The 16090-nt window shown below is 70.3% G+C and carries 21 protein-coding genes; 4 read left to right on the top strand and 17 right to left on the bottom strand.

The window, feature by feature from the left end; genetic code table 11:
- Positions 1-38 precede the first annotated feature (38 nt).
- The 12 genes from WAF18_RS05805 to WAF18_RS05860 all read right to left on the bottom strand — a co-directional run bounded on the left by WAF18_RS05805 (position 39) and on the right by WAF18_RS05860 (position 8640).
- Positions 39-308 (bottom strand): HPr family phosphocarrier protein, encoded by a 270-nt coding sequence (locus tag WAF18_RS05805; RefSeq protein WP_337244289.1) that lies wholly within the window; start codon positions 306-308, stop codon positions 39-41.
- A gap of 41 nt (positions 309-349) precedes the next feature.
- Positions 350-742 carry a PTS fructose IIA subunit family protein gene (locus WAF18_RS05810; RefSeq protein ID WP_337244290.1) on the bottom strand — a complete coding sequence of 131 codons (393 nt, stop codon included), beginning with the start codon at positions 740-742 and terminating at the stop codon, positions 350-352.
- A gap of 110 nt (positions 743-852) precedes the next feature.
- Positions 853-1722 carry an RNase adapter RapZ gene (rapZ, locus tag WAF18_RS05815; RefSeq protein ID WP_337244291.1) on the bottom strand — a complete coding sequence of 290 codons (870 nt, stop codon included), beginning with the start codon at positions 1720-1722 and terminating at the stop codon, positions 853-855.
- A complete protein-coding gene (gene hprK / locus WAF18_RS05820) occupies positions 1719-2678 on the bottom strand; it encodes an HPr(Ser) kinase/phosphatase (RefSeq protein ID WP_337244292.1) in 960 nt (319 codons plus the stop codon). The genes rapZ and hprK overlap by 4 nt, the downstream gene beginning before the upstream one ends.
- Positions 2675-3148: a PTS sugar transporter subunit IIA gene (locus WAF18_RS05825; protein ID WP_183427397.1), complete on the bottom strand. Its 474-nt coding sequence runs from the start codon at positions 3146-3148 to the stop codon at positions 2675-2677. Before WAF18_RS05825 ends, hprK begins: the two co-directional genes overlap by 4 nt.
- 184 nt (positions 3149-3332) lie before the next feature.
- Positions 3333-3659, bottom strand: a complete 327-nt coding sequence (gene raiA, locus WAF18_RS05830) for a ribosome-associated translation inhibitor RaiA (protein WP_183427396.1) — start codon at positions 3657-3659, stop codon at positions 3333-3335.
- A gap of 134 nt (positions 3660-3793) precedes the next feature.
- Positions 3794-5230 (bottom strand): RNA polymerase factor sigma-54, encoded by a 1437-nt coding sequence (locus tag WAF18_RS05835; RefSeq protein WP_337244293.1) that lies wholly within the window; start codon positions 5228-5230, stop codon positions 3794-3796.
- Between the two features lie 36 nt (positions 5231-5266).
- On the bottom strand, positions 5267-5986 hold the full coding sequence (lptB, locus tag WAF18_RS05840) for an LPS export ABC transporter ATP-binding protein (protein WP_241945518.1): 720 nt from the start codon (positions 5984-5986) through the stop codon (positions 5267-5269).
- Positions 5986-6552 carry a lipopolysaccharide transport periplasmic protein LptA gene (gene lptA / locus WAF18_RS05845; protein ID WP_337244294.1) on the bottom strand — a complete coding sequence of 189 codons (567 nt, stop codon included), beginning with the start codon at positions 6550-6552 and terminating at the stop codon, positions 5986-5988. The genes lptB and lptA overlap by 1 nt, the downstream gene beginning before the upstream one ends.
- A complete protein-coding gene (gene lptC, locus WAF18_RS05850; protein WP_337244295.1) occupies positions 6530-7093 on the bottom strand; it encodes an LPS export ABC transporter periplasmic protein LptC in 564 nt (187 codons plus the stop codon). Before lptC ends, lptA begins: the two co-directional genes overlap by 23 nt.
- Positions 7090-7641 (bottom strand): HAD hydrolase family protein, encoded by a 552-nt coding sequence (locus WAF18_RS05855; protein WP_337244296.1) that lies wholly within the window; start codon positions 7639-7641, stop codon positions 7090-7092. The genes lptC and WAF18_RS05855 overlap by 4 nt, the downstream gene beginning before the upstream one ends.
- Before the next feature lie 33 nt (positions 7642-7674).
- The gene (locus tag WAF18_RS05860; protein ID WP_337244379.1) at positions 7675-8640 is read right to left on the bottom strand and encodes a KpsF/GutQ family sugar-phosphate isomerase; all 966 of its coding nucleotides are present in this window, start codon (positions 8638-8640) and stop codon (positions 7675-7677) included.
- 208 nt (positions 8641-8848) lie between these two features.
- Here WAF18_RS05860 and WAF18_RS05865 point away from each other — a divergent pair, with 208 nt between their 5' ends.
- From WAF18_RS05865 to WAF18_RS05875, 3 genes are read left to right on the top strand one after another with little or no spacing between them, the layout of a single operon-like run.
- A complete protein-coding gene (locus WAF18_RS05865) occupies positions 8849-9097 on the top strand; it encodes a BolA/IbaG family iron-sulfur metabolism protein (protein ID WP_183427389.1) in 249 nt (82 codons plus the stop codon).
- Entirely contained in the window at positions 9097-10356 is a 1260-nt protein-coding gene (murA, locus tag WAF18_RS05870; RefSeq protein WP_337244297.1) for a UDP-N-acetylglucosamine 1-carboxyvinyltransferase, read from the top strand. The genes WAF18_RS05865 and murA overlap by 1 nt, the downstream gene beginning before the upstream one ends.
- A gap of 2 nt (positions 10357-10358) precedes the next feature.
- The gene (locus WAF18_RS05875) at positions 10359-10658 is read left to right on the top strand and encodes a hypothetical protein (protein WP_337244298.1); all 300 of its coding nucleotides are present in this window, start codon (positions 10359-10361) and stop codon (positions 10656-10658) included.
- 574 nt (positions 10659-11232) lie between these two features.
- Here the strand turns inward: WAF18_RS05875 and WAF18_RS05880 are convergent.
- From WAF18_RS05880 to purM, 5 genes are read right to left on the bottom strand one after another with little or no spacing between them, the layout of a single operon-like run.
- The gene (locus tag WAF18_RS05880; protein WP_183427386.1) at positions 11233-11949 is read right to left on the bottom strand and encodes a DUF3108 domain-containing protein; all 717 of its coding nucleotides are present in this window, start codon (positions 11947-11949) and stop codon (positions 11233-11235) included.
- A gap of 1 nt (position 11950) precedes the next feature.
- Positions 11951-12667 carry a DUF3108 domain-containing protein gene (locus tag WAF18_RS05885; RefSeq protein ID WP_183427385.1) on the bottom strand — a complete coding sequence of 239 codons (717 nt, stop codon included), beginning with the start codon at positions 12665-12667 and terminating at the stop codon, positions 11951-11953.
- Between the two features lie 10 nt (positions 12668-12677).
- The gene (purN, locus tag WAF18_RS05890; RefSeq protein WP_337244299.1) at positions 12678-13337 is read right to left on the bottom strand and encodes a phosphoribosylglycinamide formyltransferase; all 660 of its coding nucleotides are present in this window, start codon (positions 13335-13337) and stop codon (positions 12678-12680) included.
- Entirely contained in the window at positions 13334-13792 is a 459-nt protein-coding gene (locus tag WAF18_RS05895; protein WP_337244300.1) for a hypothetical protein, read from the bottom strand. The genes purN and WAF18_RS05895 overlap by 4 nt, the downstream gene beginning before the upstream one ends.
- 9 nt (positions 13793-13801) lie before the next feature.
- The gene (gene purM, locus WAF18_RS05900; RefSeq protein ID WP_337244301.1) at positions 13802-14845 is read right to left on the bottom strand and encodes a phosphoribosylformylglycinamidine cyclo-ligase; all 1044 of its coding nucleotides are present in this window, start codon (positions 14843-14845) and stop codon (positions 13802-13804) included.
- 148 nt (positions 14846-14993) lie between these two features.
- Between purM and WAF18_RS05905 the strand changes: the two genes are divergently transcribed.
- Complete coding sequence (locus tag WAF18_RS05905; RefSeq protein ID WP_337244302.1) at positions 14994-16079, top strand: DUF2066 domain-containing protein; 1086 nt, start codon at positions 14994-14996, stop codon at positions 16077-16079.
- The last annotated feature ends 11 nt before the right edge of the window (positions 16080-16090 follow it).

Consider the following 16090-nt stretch of genomic DNA (forward strand, 5'->3'; position numbering starts at 1 on the left):
CGGACGGCAGGACGCGCGGGCGGCCGGCGGAGCGTCCATCACCCTTCCTCGTCGAACCGGCGTTCGAACAGCGCGGCTGCCGCTTCCATCGCGGCGGCTTCGTCCTCGCCATCGAGCCGCAGCACCACCCGCGTGCCGTGGCCGGCCGCCAGCAGCATCACCCCCATGATGCTCTTGGCGTTGACTTCGCGGCCCTTGGCGACCAGCGTCGCATTGCAGCGGAAGCCCGACAGCACCTGCACCAGCTTGGCGGTGGCGCGCGCATGCAGGCCGAGCTTGTTGGCGACGAGCAGTTCACGTTCGATCATCGGGGGCGGGGCCTGTCCGGAAAGCGGGAAAGATGGGCGCGTCAGGCGTCGTCGAGTACGACGCCGTTGCGAGCGCCCGCCGCGGCGGTGGCCGGCAACGTGTCGAGCGCCTGCTCAGGATAATTCATCACCCGCAGCAACATCGGCAGGCTGAGCGCGGAGATGCGCCGGGCCGGTGTGCCGAGACGCGCGAGCTGAGCTGCGACATTGCTGGGGCTGGCGCCGTAGAGATCGGTGAGGATCAGTACACCGTCGCCATCGTCCACCGTGCGCATCGCCGCGCTGGCCTTGGGGAGCGACACCTCGAGCGCCTCGTCGAAGGGCACCTCGAACACTGCGGTGCGCAGCGGCAGCTGCGTCAACAGGCGCACGGCCACCGCGTGCATCGCCGTGCCGATGCCTTCGTGGGTCAAGAGGAGTACGCCGACGGCCATGCGTGGACGTTACCAGAGCGAGGGGACCGCCCGGAAGCGTCGCAGTCGCGATGCAGTGTCTCCCGCCGGCAGCGCGCGGAGACGTACGTCGTGGAGTGAAGGGCGGGCGCTCAGTCGAGCTCGCGGTGCCAGGTCGCCACATCCGGCCAGCCGGTCTCACGGGCGTGGCGGGCGAGCGCCTCGGCCAGGTAAACCGAACGATGCCGGCCGCCGCTGCAACCGAACGCGACGGTGACGTAGCTACGCGTGGCGCTGCGCATGCGCGGTAGCCAGGTGTCGAGGAACTGCGTGACCTGCGCCACGAATTCGCCGACCTCGGCATGGGCCTCGAACCAGGTCCGTACATCGACATCGCGCCCCGACAGCGGCCGCAGGCGTGGATCCCAATGCGGATTGGGCAGCGCACGGGCATCGAACACGAAGTCGGCATCGGGCGGCACGCCGCGCCGGTAGGCGAAGGATTCGAACAGCAGCGACAGCGCGTCGTCGTCGGCGAGTTGCAGTTCGGTGACCACGCGCCGGCGCAGCTGGTGGACGTTGAGGTCGCTGGTGTCGATCACCGTGTCGGCCAGCGCGCGCAACGGTCGCAGCAAGGTGCGCTCCAGCGCGATCGCATCGGCCAGCGACACGCCGACGCGGCTGAGCGGATGGCGGCGGCGAGTGTCGGCGTAGCGGCGCAGCAGGATTTCGTCGCCGGTTTCGAAGAACACCAGGCGCGGATCCAGCCCCATGCGGCCGACCTCGGCCAGCCAGGTCGGGATCCGCGACAGGTCGGTATGCCGGTTGCGCACGTCGATGCCGACCGCGAGCCGCCGCGGCGGCTCGTCGGCGCGGGTCACGTTGCCGACGAACTCGGCCAGCATGCCGGCCGGCAGGTTGTCGACGCAGTAGAAGTCCAGGTCCTCGAGCGTGCGCAGCGCGACCGACTTGCCGGCGCCCGACAGGCCGCTGACCACGTACAGCAGCGGGGCATCGGTCATGGCGCGCCCCGCTCGAGGAACTGCGAATGCCGGGCCAGGAACGCTGCCGCCGGGTCCAGGCCCTTGGTGCGCAGCACATGCGTGCGGGTCGCGGCCTCGGCGAGCACCGCGAGGTTGCGGCCGGGCATGACCGGCAGCGTGATCAGCGGCACGTCCAGGTCGAGCACACGGCGGATGCCCAGATCGCCGGTCAGGCGCACCATGCCGTCGCCGTCGCCGGCCAAGGGATCGGCATTGGGCCGGCTCAGGTGCACGATCAGCCGCAGATACTTGTTCCGCTTGACCGCGGTGTCGCCGAACATCTCGCGGATGTTGAGCACGCCCAGGCCGCGCAGTTCCAGCAGGTCCTGCAGCAGCTCGGGGCAGGTGCCGTCGAGCACGTCGGGCGCGATCTGGGTGAACTCGGGCGCGTCGTCGGCGACCAGGCGGTGGCCGCGGGTGATCAGTTCCAGCGCCAGTTCGCTCTTGCCCGATCCCGATTCGCCGGTGATCAGCACGCCGATCGAATAGATCTCCATGAAGACCCCGTGCAGCGTGATCCGGGGTGCGAGCACGCGCGCCAGGTGGTACTGCAACAGGTTCAGCAATTCGTGGCCGCGGTTGGGCGAGCTCCACAGCGGGGTCTGCGATTCCTCGGCCGCCTCGCGCAGATCTTCGGGGCAGGGCTGGTCCTTGCTGATGACCAGCGCCAGCGGACGGTACTGGACGATGCGCTCGATGGTCTCCCAGCGCAGCCGCGAATCCAGTCCGTCGAGCCAGGCCAGCTCCTCGGTGCCCAGGATCTGCACCTTGTTGGGATAGATGATGTTGAGGTAGCCGGCGAGCGACGGGCGGCGGGCGATCGTCTCCACCGCCTCGAGCGAGCGTTGCGCGCCATGCTGGCCGGCCAGCCAGCGCAGCCCCAGTCGATCGTGCAGCTGCGCGAACAGTTCCTGCGCTTCGATGGTCGCGTTCATGCGTTGGCCGCAGTCGATTGTCCGACATCGTCGAGCAGCAGCGCCTGCAGCGCGTGACGGTCGTGCGCACCGCGCAGCGCGTCGCGGAAGGCGCCATCGGAGAAGCGCTCCACCAGGCCCGACAGGAACTGCAGGTGCTGCTCGACCAGGTGTTCGGGCACGCACATCGCAAAGACCAGGTCGACCGACTCGCCGTCCGCGGCGCCGAAGTCGACCGGGGAGGACAGCCGCAGGAACGCCGCGCGCGGCTCGTGGAACGCGCCGCTGCGTGCATGGGGAATTGCGACGCCGCGTCCAATCCCGGTGCTGCCCAATTGCTCGCGTTCGCGCAGGGCGCGGCCCAGCAGCGGGGTCATGGTGGGCGAATTGCCGGACAGCAGGCGCGCGGCCGAATCCAGCACAGCGTCGCGGGAACCAGGCGCGACCAGCATCACGATGCGGTCGGCCGAGAGCAGATCGGAAAGAGGCATGCCGAGCGGGCTCGAGGACGGGGCGTGGGGCCAGCAGTCTAGCCCGATTCGACGCGGGGTCGTCGCAGCGCGCGGTCCGGGTCGCGGCGGGCACGTCGCCTGCGGCCTGGGGAAGGGAATACGGGCGATGTCTCCGGCCCGTCGGTGTCGGCCGGCCGCGTCGCCGCGGCCGGCCAGGGAACGATCAGCCGAACGTACCGTCGCGGGCGGGGTTCTCACCGCGATGATGGTCGACGATCTTCTTGCGATGCTTGACGACGATCCGGTCGAGCTTGTCGGTCAGCAGGTCGATCGCGGCGTACATGTCGACTGCGCTGGCATCGACGTGCTGGGTCTTGCCGGCGATCGTCAGCGTCGCCTCGGCCTTGTGGTCGGGCTTCTCCAGGCTGAGCTGGACGCGGACCTCCAGCGGGCCGTCGAAATGCCGGGAGAGCTTCTGCAGCTTGGTCTCCACGTACTCGCGCAGGGCGGGCGTCACTTCGATCTGATGGCCATGGGTCTCGACGTGCATCGGCAACCTCCTTCAAGGTAGGAAACGGACCGTCGGTCGATGTGCCGGCGGTCGGGTTCAGAGTAGCGCGGCCGGCGTGGCTGACAAGCGGCCACCGGTCGCACCCCTAGGGACCATCGTGCGGGGCGGGAAGTTCAGGCGATGCGAACGCGTTCGTGCGATGAGGCGATCTGCATCGCCTCGCGGTACTTGGCCACGGTGCGGCGCGCCACCGGCACCCCGGCGGCCTTGAGCAGATCGGCCAGGCGCGCATCCGACAGCGGTTTGCGCGGGTCCTCGGCGTCGATCAGGCCGCGGATCATCTGCTGGATCGCGGTGCTCGAGGCCTCGCCGCCGCCTTCGGTGCCGATGCCCGAGGCGAAGAACGCCTTCAGTGGCAGGGTGCCGCGCGGGGTATGCACGTACTTGCGCGCGACCGCGCGCGAGACGGTCGATTCGTGCATGCCGATCTCCTCGGCGACCTCACGCAAGGTCAGCGGCCGCAACGCGCGTTCGCCGAACTCCAGGAATCCCGACTGCTGGCGCACCAGGCTGCGCACGACCTTGAGCAGGGTGTCGCCGCGCGCCTCGAGGTTGCGCAGCAGCCAGCGCGCCTCCTGCAGCCGCCCGCGCAGATAGCCTGCGTCGCTGCTGCAGGCGTGCTCGATCATGCGTTCGTAGCCGCGGTGGATCGTCAGCCGTGGATGCTGGCGGCCGGCCAGCGTGACGCGCCAGACGCCGTTGTGGCGGCTGATCACGCAGTCGGGGGTGACGTAGTTGTCGTGCGGCACGCCGCCGATCCGTGCGCCGGGCCGCGGGTCGAGGCTGCGCAGCAACTGCAGCGCGGTCTGTGCCTGCTCCAGCGTCTGGCCCAGCGCATCGGCCAGGCCCTGCGGGCCGAGCCTGGGCAATCGCTCGATATGCGTGGTCGCCGCCTGCAGCGCGATGGCGCGCCCGGGGGTGTCGGCAGGCAGCGCCTCGAGTTGCAGCCGCAGACACTCGCCCAGGTCGCGCGCGCCAACCCCCGGCGGGTCGAAGCGCTGGATCCGGTACAGCACCGCGGCGATCTCCGCCTCGGTGGCGCGGGTCTCGGGCAACAGCGCCTCGGCGATGCCCGCGAGCGTTTCGCGCAGATAGCCATCGTCATCGATCGCATCGATCAGTGCGATGCCGATATTGCGATCCCGCGGCGAGACCGTGCTCAGATGCCACTGCCAGGACAGGTGGTCGCGCAGGTCTTCGGACTGGATGATGCGATCGGCCGGATCGCCGTCGCCTTCGCTGCGCTGTCCGCCGGAGGCCTGCCAGCCATCGTCGCCGTCCCAGGCGGAGGCGGCGGCCTCGTCGTCGTGTGTCCGGTCCGGCGCGTCGGGCGTGTCGTCGCCAGCGGCCTGGCCATCGCTGCGCTCGCCCGCCCTCGATGGGGCCGGCATCGGGGCATCGTCCCAGTCGAGCAACGGATTGCTCTCGACCGCAGCCGCGATCTCGGTCTCCAGTTCCACCGCCGAGAGCTGCAGCAGATGCAGCGCCTGACGCAACTGCGGCGTCAGGACCAGGTGCTGCCCCTGCGATGTCTGCAACCGTGGCTTCATCGTCCCCGGATCTCCATGGCCGGATACGCGAGCACGTTACAGACGGAAGGAATCCCCAAGGTAAACGCGGCGCACGTCCGGATCGGCCAACAGCGCCTCGGGCGCTCCCTGCGCGAGCACGCCGCCATCGCTGAGGATATACGCGCGGTCGCAGATTCCCAAGGTCTCGCGGACGTTGTGGTCGGTGATCAGCACGCCGATGCCGCGTTCCTTGAGATGGGTGACGATGCGCTGGATCTCGCCGACGGAGATCGGGTCGACGCCGGCGAAGGGTTCGTCGAGCAGGATCATCCGCGGGTTGGCGGCGAGCGCGCGCGCGATCTCCACCCGGCGACGTTCACCGCCCGACAGGCTGGCGCCAGCCTGGTCGGCGACGTGGCTGATCTGCAATTCGTCCATCAGATCGGCCAGCGCCTTGTCGCGGCCCGGCTTATCGAGGTCCTCGCGCAGTTCGAGCACCAGCATGATGTTGTCGGCCACGCTGAGCTTGCGGAACACCGAGGGTTCCTGCGGCAGGTAGCCGACGCCGCGCTTGGCCCGGGTGTACATCGGCTCGGCGGTGATGTCGTGACCGTCGAGCACGATGCGTCCGGCATCGGCCGGGACCAGGCCGACGATCATGTAGAAACAGGTGGTCTTGCCGGCGCCGTTGGGACCGAGCAGGCCGACGACCTCGCCCGCCTCGAGCGTCAGCCCGAATTCCTTGACGACCTCGCGCTGTTTGTAGCGCTTGCGCAACCCCTCGGCGACGAGCATCAGCGGCCGCCTTCGGTTGCCGGCTGGGCCGCAGGCTGCGTGGCGGGCGTGGCGGACGGCTGCGCCGGCTGGCGGTTACGCGGCTCGAACTGCATGCGCACGCGGCCCTGGCCCTCGCCGCCGCCCTGCACCTGGCCGGTGGACATGTTGTAGACGATCCGCTCGCCCTCCATGCGGCCGCGACCAGGCTGGTTGACGATCGCGTTGCCGGTCAGCACGACCGTGTCGTTGGGCATGTTGTAGTCGGCCTGGGCGGCGGTGGCGTCGACCCAGCCGCCGTCGTCCATCTGCTGCTTCATCTTGACCGGGCCCCCGGTCAGGATCACCCGTTGGAACTCACCGCCGTGGCGGCGCACGTCGGCGCGGCTGGCCTGGATCTCGAGCGTGCCCTGGCTGATGGTCACGCCGTTGGTGAACAGGCAGGGCAACTGCTCGTTGCTGACCGAACAGTCGCTGCCGCCGGCGTCGACCGACAGCGTCTGGTTGCGGTCGGCTGCCTTGGCCAGGACGGCGCCGGGCGCGAGGGCCAGGACGAGGAGCAGGCTAGCGGCGGGAATTGGGTTCATTGCGGAATTTGACCTGGGAAAGGAGTTCGATCCGCCCCGACTCAAGATCGGCGCGCATGCCCGTGCCCTGCATTGTAGAGCCGGGCTGGACCACGTCCACGAGCGCGTCGGAGGCGGCCTGGTTGCGTTGCGGGAACACGTCGAGCGCCTCGGTGCGCATCGTCGTGGGGCGCGGCGCGCCATCGGGACTGGTCGCGGTGACCTCGCCGCGCAGGCGCACCAACTCGTTGTCGTCGGACACCCAGCCGGTCTTGGAGCGTACCTGCCAATGACCGCCGGACTCGGCGGGGATATTGAACACCGGGGTGACCAGTTCCAGCGTGCGCGCGCCCGGGGTCTGCTGCAGTTGCGGCGCCTGCACGGCGAACGCCTCGCGACCGTCGCTGTCGAGCGCGACGAGATCGAAATCGCGCAGCAGGTAGTCGGTGCGGGTGTCGGCGGGGCCGTCGACGGTCAACCGGTCCTTCTGGCGCCAGGCCGACCAGCCCGACACCAGCGCGCCGGCGAGCAGCAACAGCGTGAGTCCCAGACGCCAGTTCACGAGACCCGCCCGTCGGCGTGGATCGTCGCCAGGCGACCCTGCGCATGCAGGATCAGGTCGCACAGTTCGCGGCCCGCGCCGCGCCCGCCGGGCGCGCGCGTGCGCCAGTGCGCCGCCGAGACCGCGCAGGCGTTGGCGTCGGCGGGCGCCACGGCGAGGCCGGCCTCGCGCATCGCGCCGACGTCGGCCAGGTCGTCGCCCATGAACGCGACCTGGTCGTCATCCAGGCCGAGCTCGGCGCACAGCGCGACGACCCGGGCCCGCTTGTCGGCGACATGCACGTGCGCCTGCACGCCCAGGTCGGCGGCGCGGCGCTCGACGATGCCGCCGGGACGCGCTGTGACCAGCGCCACCGTGATGCCGGCCTTGCGCAGCAGCACCAGGCCCTGGCCATCGTGGACGTGGAAGGTCTTGATCTCCCGTCCCTCGCTGTCGAAGCCGAGCCCGCCGTCGGTCAGCGTGCCGTCGACGTCGAAGCACGCCAGGCGCACGCGCGCCGCGCGCGCGAGCACATCGGGCGGCACGTGGTCGAATAGGGAGGCGGGCATCGGTGTCGTTCTGTCCATGAATGGAGAGTGGGGTTACACCACGCGGGCGCGCAACAGGTCCTGAATATTCAGGGCGCCCACGACCCGGCGCTCGGCGTCGAGCACCGGCAGCATCGTGATCTTGCGCGTCTCCATCAGGCGTGCGGCTTCCACCGCCAGCGCGTCGGCGTCGATCGCAATCGGGTCGCGGGTCATGACGTCGGCGATGCGGGCATCGCGCACATCGATGTTCGGGTCGGTGAGCGTGCGCCGCAGGTCGCCGTCGGTATACAGGCCGATCAGCCGCTGCGCCTCGTCGACGACGACGGTCATGCCCAGCCGCTTGCGGCTCATCTCCATCAGCGCATCGGCCAGCGAGGCGTCCGCACGCACCGCCGGCACCTCGTCGCCGCCATGCATGACGTCGTGGATGTGCAACAGCAACCGGCGGCCGAGCGCGCCGGCCGGGTGGGAGCGCGCGAAGTCGTCGGCGGTGAAGCCGCGTGCATCCAGTAGCGCCACCGCCAGCGCATCGCCCATCACCAGCGAGGCGGTCGTGCTGCTGGTCGGCGCCAGCGCCAGCGGGCAGGCCTCGGCCGGCACGCTGATGTCGAGATGGATGTCGGCGGCCGTGGCCAGCGTCGACGCCGGGCGGCCGGTCATCGCAATCAGCCCGTTGCCCTGGCGCTTGAGCACCGGCAGCAGCATCAGGATCTCGTCCGATTCGCCCGAGTACGACAGCGCCAACACCACGTCGGCGTCGGTGATCATGCCCAGATCCCCGTGCCCGGCCTCGCCCGGATGCACGTAGAACGCCGGGGTGCCAGTCGAGGCCAGGGTCGCGGCGATCTTGCGCGCGATATGGCCGGACTTGCCCATGCCGGTGCACACGACCCGGCCGCGGCACTCGAGGATGCGCGTGCAGGCGGCGGTGAAGGCGCCGTCGAGTCGGGCGGCCACGGCGTGCAGGCCCTGGACCTCGACCTCGAACACCTGACGCCCGCTGTCGGCGAACGCCACCCTGCGCGTGGCGGGGCGGGCGGAGACGGCCTGGGCCGCGTCGTCGAACGTATCCGGCAAGGGTCTTTTCCGTTAGGCTAAGCCGTTCATTTTATGCGCTTCCCGGCGTGAATGCCCCGCGACCGTCGGCGGCGTCGAAGACGGCTCATCCCCGCTTCACGCGAGGCGGCGCCCGGCCCCGTCCTGCGGCGCCCACAGGATCGAAGACTTGGATACCCGCACCATCACCGCACTCATCCAGCAGGGCATGCCCGACGCCCATGTGCATGTGGAGGGCGCCGACGGCGTCCATTTCGAAGCGCTGGTCGTCTCGCCCGCCTTCGCCGGCAAGCTGCCGCTGGCCCGCCATCGTATGGTGTACGCCACGCTCGGTGCGCGTATGGGCGGTGAGATCCACGCGCTGGCGCTGCGCACGCTGACCCCCGACGAACACGCGCGGCAGACGGGGCAGGGCTGATGGACAGCATCATCGTCTCCGGCGGCGCCACGCTGCAGGGCGAGGTCCGCATCTCCGGCGCCAAGAACGCGGTGCTGCCGATCCTGTGCGCAACGCTGCTGGCCGACGCCCCGGTCGAGATCGGCAATGTCCCGCACCTGCACGACGTGCTGACCACGGCCAAGCTGCTGGCCGGCCTCGGCGCCGGCGTCGAGCACGACGTCGAAGGCGCTCGGGTGATCGTCGATCCGCGCGCTGTGCACAGCCACGTCGCGCCGTACGAACTGGTGCGCACGATGCGCGCCTCGGTGCTGGTGCTTGGGCCGCTGCTGGCGCGCTTTGGCGCGGCCGAAGTGGCGCTGCCCGGCGGCTGCGCGATCGGCGCCCGGCCTGTGGACCTGCACATCAAGGCGCTCGAGGCGCTGGGCGCGACGATCACCGTCGAGCACGGCTTCATCCGCGCCCGCGCGCAGCGCCTGCGCGGCGGGCACGTGGCGTTCGAGACGATCAGTGTCGGCGCGACCGAAAACGTGCTGATGGCCGCGACGCTGGCCGAGGGCGACACGGTGATCGACAACGCTGCGCGCGAACCGGAGATCGTCGATCTGGCGCAGTGCCTGGTCGCGATGGGCGCCGACATCCGCGGCGCCGGCACCTCGCGCATCGAGGTCCGCGGCGTGGAGACGCTGCACGGCGCGCAGCATGCGGTCGTCGCCGACCGCATCGAAACGGGCACGTTCCTGGTCGCCGCGGCGATGACCGGGGGGCGGGTGACCGCCACGTCCACGCGTCCCGATACGCTCGGCGCGGTGCTCGACAAGCTGCGCCAGGCCGGTGCCGAGATCACGATCGACGGTGATCGGATCACGCTCGACATGCACGGCCGCCGCCCGCGCGCGGTCGACATCGTCACCGCCCCGCATCCCGGGTTCCCGACCGACATGCAGGCCCAGTTCATGGCGCTCAACTGCATTGCCGACGGCCGCGGCACGATCGACGAGACGATCTTCGAAAACCGCTTCATGCACGTCAACGAACTGATGCGCCTGGGCGCGGAGATCGACATCGACGGGCCGCGGGCTTCGGTCACCGGCGTGGAGCGCCTAAGCGGAGCGCCGGTGATGGCGACCGATCTGCGCGCTTCGGCATCGTTGATCCTCGCCGGCCTGGTGGCCGAGGGCGACACCACGATCGACCGCATATACCACCTCGACCGCGGCTACGAGCACATCGAGCGTAAGCTCGGCGGCCTCGGCGCGAACATCCGGCGGATACGCTGACGATGGCGTTCCGAGGTCGCATGTCGAGCCGGCGGGTGGCGCTGTTCGCGACGCTCGCCGTGGTGTTGCTGGCGCTGGGCTGGATGCGCTACACCGGCGCGGCGGCCTTGAGCGGCATCGAGTTCAAGGACATGGATTGGAACGAGGACGGTGAGTTGACCCGCAGCGAAGTGTTGCAGGGCTTCTTCACGATCGTCGCCGTGCGCACGACCGACGGCGCCCGCAGTTGCGTCGACTACCGCCGACGCGGCTCGGGCGAGTCGATTCGCGTCGAGTGCCGGACCACGCCCGCCACGCCGTAGGCGCGACGCCGGTCTTCCCATCCGAAGAAGAGAACGGTCTCGCTCCCAGGGGCAGGAATGGGGCACGCCCCTTCGGATAGGCAGCGGCCTGCCAGCCGGAAGCCGCTCTGCCCTCGGCAAGGCATCCTGCCTTGACTCGGGCGCGCACCATCCATGGCGCGCTCGACGCGGCCACCGGCTGCCAGTCCGCTGTCATAGCGGTTTGCAACCTGACTTCGGTGGACGCAGCGTCGCCCGTTGAGAGAAGTCGCGCGCTGTCGGCCGCAGTGCGTCGTGCTGCTCGGGTTGCGATAGCGGGCCAGGGCTGGACCGCGGCGGCGAGTCAGCCATGGGTGAGTGTGGGCTGCTCGCGCGGCATGCCGCGCAGCCGCACGAACGCGCGGTGTGCTTCGCCGGGCTGGTCTGAGGCGCGGGCTGACCGAGCCGGGAAGCAGTTCCCTGCCGGCGCGACGCGCGCTCCGGAGACGCGCGCCGTAATCTAGCGAGCAAAAAGCAAGCTTTCACTGACTTCGACCAAACACCCAGAAAAAGGCCCCGCAATGCGGGGCCTTCCTTGCTCAGTCGCCAGCGGCGCTCAGTTCACCGACTGCAGGCGCATGTCGATATGGTCGCTGCCGTCGCGGCGTTGCAGCAGCCGGGCTGGGACCGGCAGGTCGTCGACGATCCAGGCCACGATCTCGCGCCGCCCGTCGGTACGCACCACCTTGGTCGCCTGCAGTGTGCGGCCGCCAACCGTCACCGCCTCGGTGCCCTGCCGCTCGAATACCTGGCGCTTGCTGCGGCCGTCCTCGACAAGGCGATAGCGCAGCGGCGAGCGGCCGGCCTGCACGTCGCGCACCAGCACCAGATTCATCAGCATGCCGTCCAGGTCGCCGGACTGCAGCTTCACCGGGCCGCCCTGGTCATCCTTGACGTCCCCGCTCCAACGCGCCTCGCCGGCGTTCCAGTCGTAGGTCGCGTTGACACTGCGACGCTTGACCAGCATCGCCGCCAGGCCCGACTCGCCGCGCTGGGAGTCGGTGCTGCTGATCGGCCGCCACTGGTCGCCGTTGGCTTCGAACACCGTGCTTTGTTCGAGCCGGGCGCCGGCACCTGTGACGTTGAGACTGTACTTCCAGCGCGCGCTGCCTTCGCGGGCGAGCTTCATATCGGCCTGCCCACGCAGACCCATGAAGGTCGTCTGGTAGCTCGCGGTGAAGGGCTCGAGCGCCAGCGCCGGCAGCGTGGCGAGCGACAGCAGGGCGGCGCCGCAGGCGGCGAGCAGGCGGGGGCGGCGGGTCGTCTGGGGCATCTTAGGGAACTCCTTGGTATTCGACGAGGCGCAGGTCGATCGCGTCTTCGCCGTCTTCGCGTTGCAGGATGCGGATGGGGGTGGGAACGCCATCGGCGATCCAGACGATCATCTCGTCATTGCCGCCGTTGGTCCGTGAAACCCGCAACGCCGAATAACTGACGTCGGCGACCTGTACGATCTCCGGCTCGGGCGCGGTGAGGTAGGCATAGTCGCGTGCGCGGCCGCCATCGACGAAGCGGTACTGCAGCGCCGCGCCCGGGGCGGCGTCGCGGACGATCGCCAGGTTGATCAGCAGCGCGCTCATGTCGCCGGGCTGCAGGGGCACCGGGGCGCGGCGGCGCTTGCTGATGTCGCCGGTCCAGGTCGCAACGCCCCGTGTCCAGTCGTAGATGCCCTCGGTGCGGCGGTTGAACAGCACTGCCGCCTTGCGCAGCGTGTGCTGGGTCAACGGGCGGAAGGTCTCGCCGACGAGGTCGAATCGGGTGCCCTGCTCGACGTTCAGCCCGAGAATGCCGGCAAACCCGCGGTTGCCGCGGATGCTTAAGTCGATCTGCCAGTTCGGCCCGTCGGGCTGCAGCCGCATGGTCGCGGTGCCCGCCTGGCGGCCCTGGTACCAGGCCTCGTAGGTTGCGACGAACGGCTGCAGCGGCGCCGCCCGGCCGGCGGGCATCCAGGCGATCAGCAGGCCGGCGACGAGGGCGAGGAGAGGGCGCATTGGGCGGCCATCATGGGAAGCGCTGGTTGGCTGCCAGCTGAAGCGGCGCCGCTGCGGTTCGGCCGTCGATCTGCACCGCGCCGGCCGCGTTCAGCCGGACCCGCCCGGCGGCGATCCAGCGCAGGGTTTCCAGCAGCAGCGGATGCTCGCGCGCCAGCACCCGCTGGGCGAGCGCGGCCTCGTCGTCGCCGGGGTGCACCGGGACGCGCGCCTGGGCGATCACCGGCCCTCCGTCGAGGTCGGCGGTCACGAAATGCACGCTGGCCCCATGTTCGTCGACCCCGGCCGCCAGTGCCTGGCGATGGGTGTGCAGGCCCTTGAAGGCTGGCAGCAGCGAGGGATGGATGTTGATCATCCGGCCGGCGCGCCCTTCGACAGCCGCGGCGCCGATCAGGCGCATATAACCGGCGCAGACGATCAGATCGGGCGCGGCGGCGTCGATCGCTGCGAACAGTGCGGCGTCGTGCGCGTGGCGGTCGGCGTGGTCGCGTGGGCGCACGGCCTGCGCCGGGATCCCGGCAGCGCGCGCGCGTTCCAGCGCGCCGGCATCGCCGCGATCCGACCAGACGCCGACGACGGTCGCGTCGAGCGTGCCGGCGGCGATCGCGTCGAGGATCGCCTGCAGGTTGCTGCCCCGACCCGAGGCGAGCACAGCGATACGCAGCGTCATCGAGTGGAGCCGGTAGCAGCGAATGCGGCGTGCACGTCGGGGCGCGACAGTACGACCAGCGCGTAGACACCAAGTGCCGTGCCCAGCGGAAAGTTCAGGCACGCGAGCGCGGCGACCGCCACACACAAGCCGTGGCGTCGACGGCGCGCGAGATCGAAGCCGGCGCGGATGCACAGGGCGCCGCCGGCCAGCGCGGCCAGGACCAGCGCGCCGACCACCGCGATCGTGCTGACCCCGCCCGGATCGGCGAAGTCGTCCGCGGCTTCATTGACGATACCGAACACCAGCAGCACCAGCAGCGGCAGGCTCCCGGCCAGCGACAACGCACCCAGGACATGGTGCAGGACCGAGAGCGTGCGCAGTTGCCCATCGATCTGCGCCGGCGACAATGCGGGCGCGGCCGGGCCCGGGACCCGGGGCGGCGCGTAGGGCACGTGGTCGGGTTCGGCGTGCATGCGGCCGGCTCAGCCGATACGTACGCGCTCGCCGTCGCTGTGCGCGACGACCTCGCCGATTGACCAGTGGGCCAGGCCCAGGCCATCGAGCGCGGTGCCGAACGCCCCGACGCTGTCGGCCGGCACCACCAGCACGAAACCGATGCCGCAATTGAAAGTGCGCCACATTTCGTGGTCGGCGACCGCGCCTTCGCGCTGCAGCCATTCAAATACCGGCGGCAGCGGCCACGACGACGCGTCGATCGTCAGGCCGAGGCCGTCTGGAACCACTCGGATGATGTTCTCGGTCAGGCCGCCACCAGTGATGTGCGCCATCGCATGCAACTGCGGTCCGAGCGGCCCGCGCAGCAGCTCGAGCACCGGCTTGACGTACAGCGTGGTCGGCGCCATCAGCGCATCGACCAGCTTCACGCCGCCGACTTCGACCTCGGCCGGGCTGCCGGCCCGATCAAAGATGCGGCGAATCAGCGAATAGCCGTTCGAATGCGGACCGCTGGACGCGATGCCAACGAGCACGTCACCGGCCTGGACCTTGCCGCCGTCGCGCAGTTCCGACTTCTCGACCGCGCCGACGGTGAAGCCGGCCAGGTCGTACTCGCCGATGCCATACATGTCCGGCATTTCGGCGGTCTCGCCGCCGATCAGCGCGCAGCCCGACAGTTCGCAGCCGCGGGCGATGCCGCCGATGACCGCGGCGGTGGTGTCGATGTCGAGCTTGCCGGTGGCGAAGTAGTCGAGGAAGAACAGCGGTTCGGCGCCCTGGACCAGCACGTCGTTGACGCACATCGCGACCAGGTCGATGCCGATGGTGTCGTGACGGCCCAACTGCTGGGCGAGCTTGAGCTTGGTGCCCACGCCATCGGTGCCCGAGACCAGCACTGGCTCGCGGTACTTGCCCGACAGGTCGAACAGCGCGCCGAATCCGCCCAGGCCACCCATGACCTCGGGCCGGAAACTGCGCTTGACCAGCGGCTTGATGCGTTCGACGAGTGCATTGCCCGCGTCGATGTCGACGCCGGCATCGCGGTAGGTCAGGGGAGTGGGGGCGGTCACGGCGGCCGTCGCGAAGCGGAAAGGACCGGGGATTCTAGCAGCCGCGGCCGGCCTGCCGCGGTCGGCGCGTCGGCGTATCGCCACGAACCGCTCGCGCGGTTTGTGGCACCATCCCGCGTCGATGTCCCCCCGACTCAGGATCAACCGGATGCACCGCCCGAAGCGCTCGTTGGGAATGATGGCGTGGCTATTGGCCGCCCTGCTGCTGTCCGCCGGCCAGGCGGCCGCGCAGCGCATGGAGGGCGACCGCGCCGAAGGCACCGGCCTGTACGCGGCCGAGATCCCGGTGCGCAGCCAGAACGAGAACGAACGTACCGCGGGTTTCTCGCGCGCGCTGGCCCAGGTGCTGGGCAAGCTGTCGGGCGACCGCGGGGTCGCCCAGCGGCCGGGCGTGTCACAGGAACTGCGGCGCGCAGAACAATATGTAGAGGGCTACGACTACCGCCAGGACGAGGGCGTGTCCTCGCGCGGCTCGCCGACCTTCACCACGACCCTGGTGGTGCGCTTCCGTCCCGAGGATGTCGACGGCGTGGCGGCCGCGCTCGGCCTGCCGGTGTGGCCCGATCCGCGGCCCAAGCCGGTGCTGTGGCTGGCCATCGACGACGGCTCCGGGCCGCGGCTGGTCGGCCTGCAGCAGAACAACGTCGCCCGGCCGGTGCTTCAGCGCGCGATCGAGCGCGGTTACCGGCTCGGGCTGCCGGGCGGCAGCGCCGCCGAGCAGGCCGCCGTCGGCGCGATCTGGCGGGGCGACACCGCCGCGATCGCCCGCATCTCGGCGCGCTACAACCCGCCCATGCAACTGGTCGGCAAGCTCTACCGCGACGGCAGCGGCTGGAAGGCCGACTGGATCTTCGTCGATGGCGGCCGGGTGCTGGCCCGCTGGAGCGAAACCGGCGACGACGCCCGGCGGATCCTGCCGACCGGCGCCGACGGCGCGGCCGACGCGCTGACCCGCCGCTACGCCAAGGCCAGCCCGGCCGGCACGCCTTCGACCGAGGCGATCCTGTTCACCGGCATCAACAGCAGCGCCGACTTCATCCGCCTGTCGGCGCAGTTGCAGCGGATGTCGGTGGTCCGTGCGATCCGTCCGCTGCGCGCGACGCCGCGCGGGCTGGAGGTGCAGCTCGACCTGCTGACCGGGCTGAGCGGTTTCCGCCGCATGGCCGACGAGAACGTGCTGGTCGAGGCCGACGGCGCCCCCGAGGGCGTGACCCCCACTTTCCACCTGCGCTGATCGCGCCAGGA

It is taken from the genome of Luteimonas sp. gir, from assembly GCF_037198055.1.
Classification (GTDB): domain Bacteria; phylum Pseudomonadota; class Gammaproteobacteria; order Xanthomonadales; family Xanthomonadaceae; genus Luteimonas; species Luteimonas citri_A.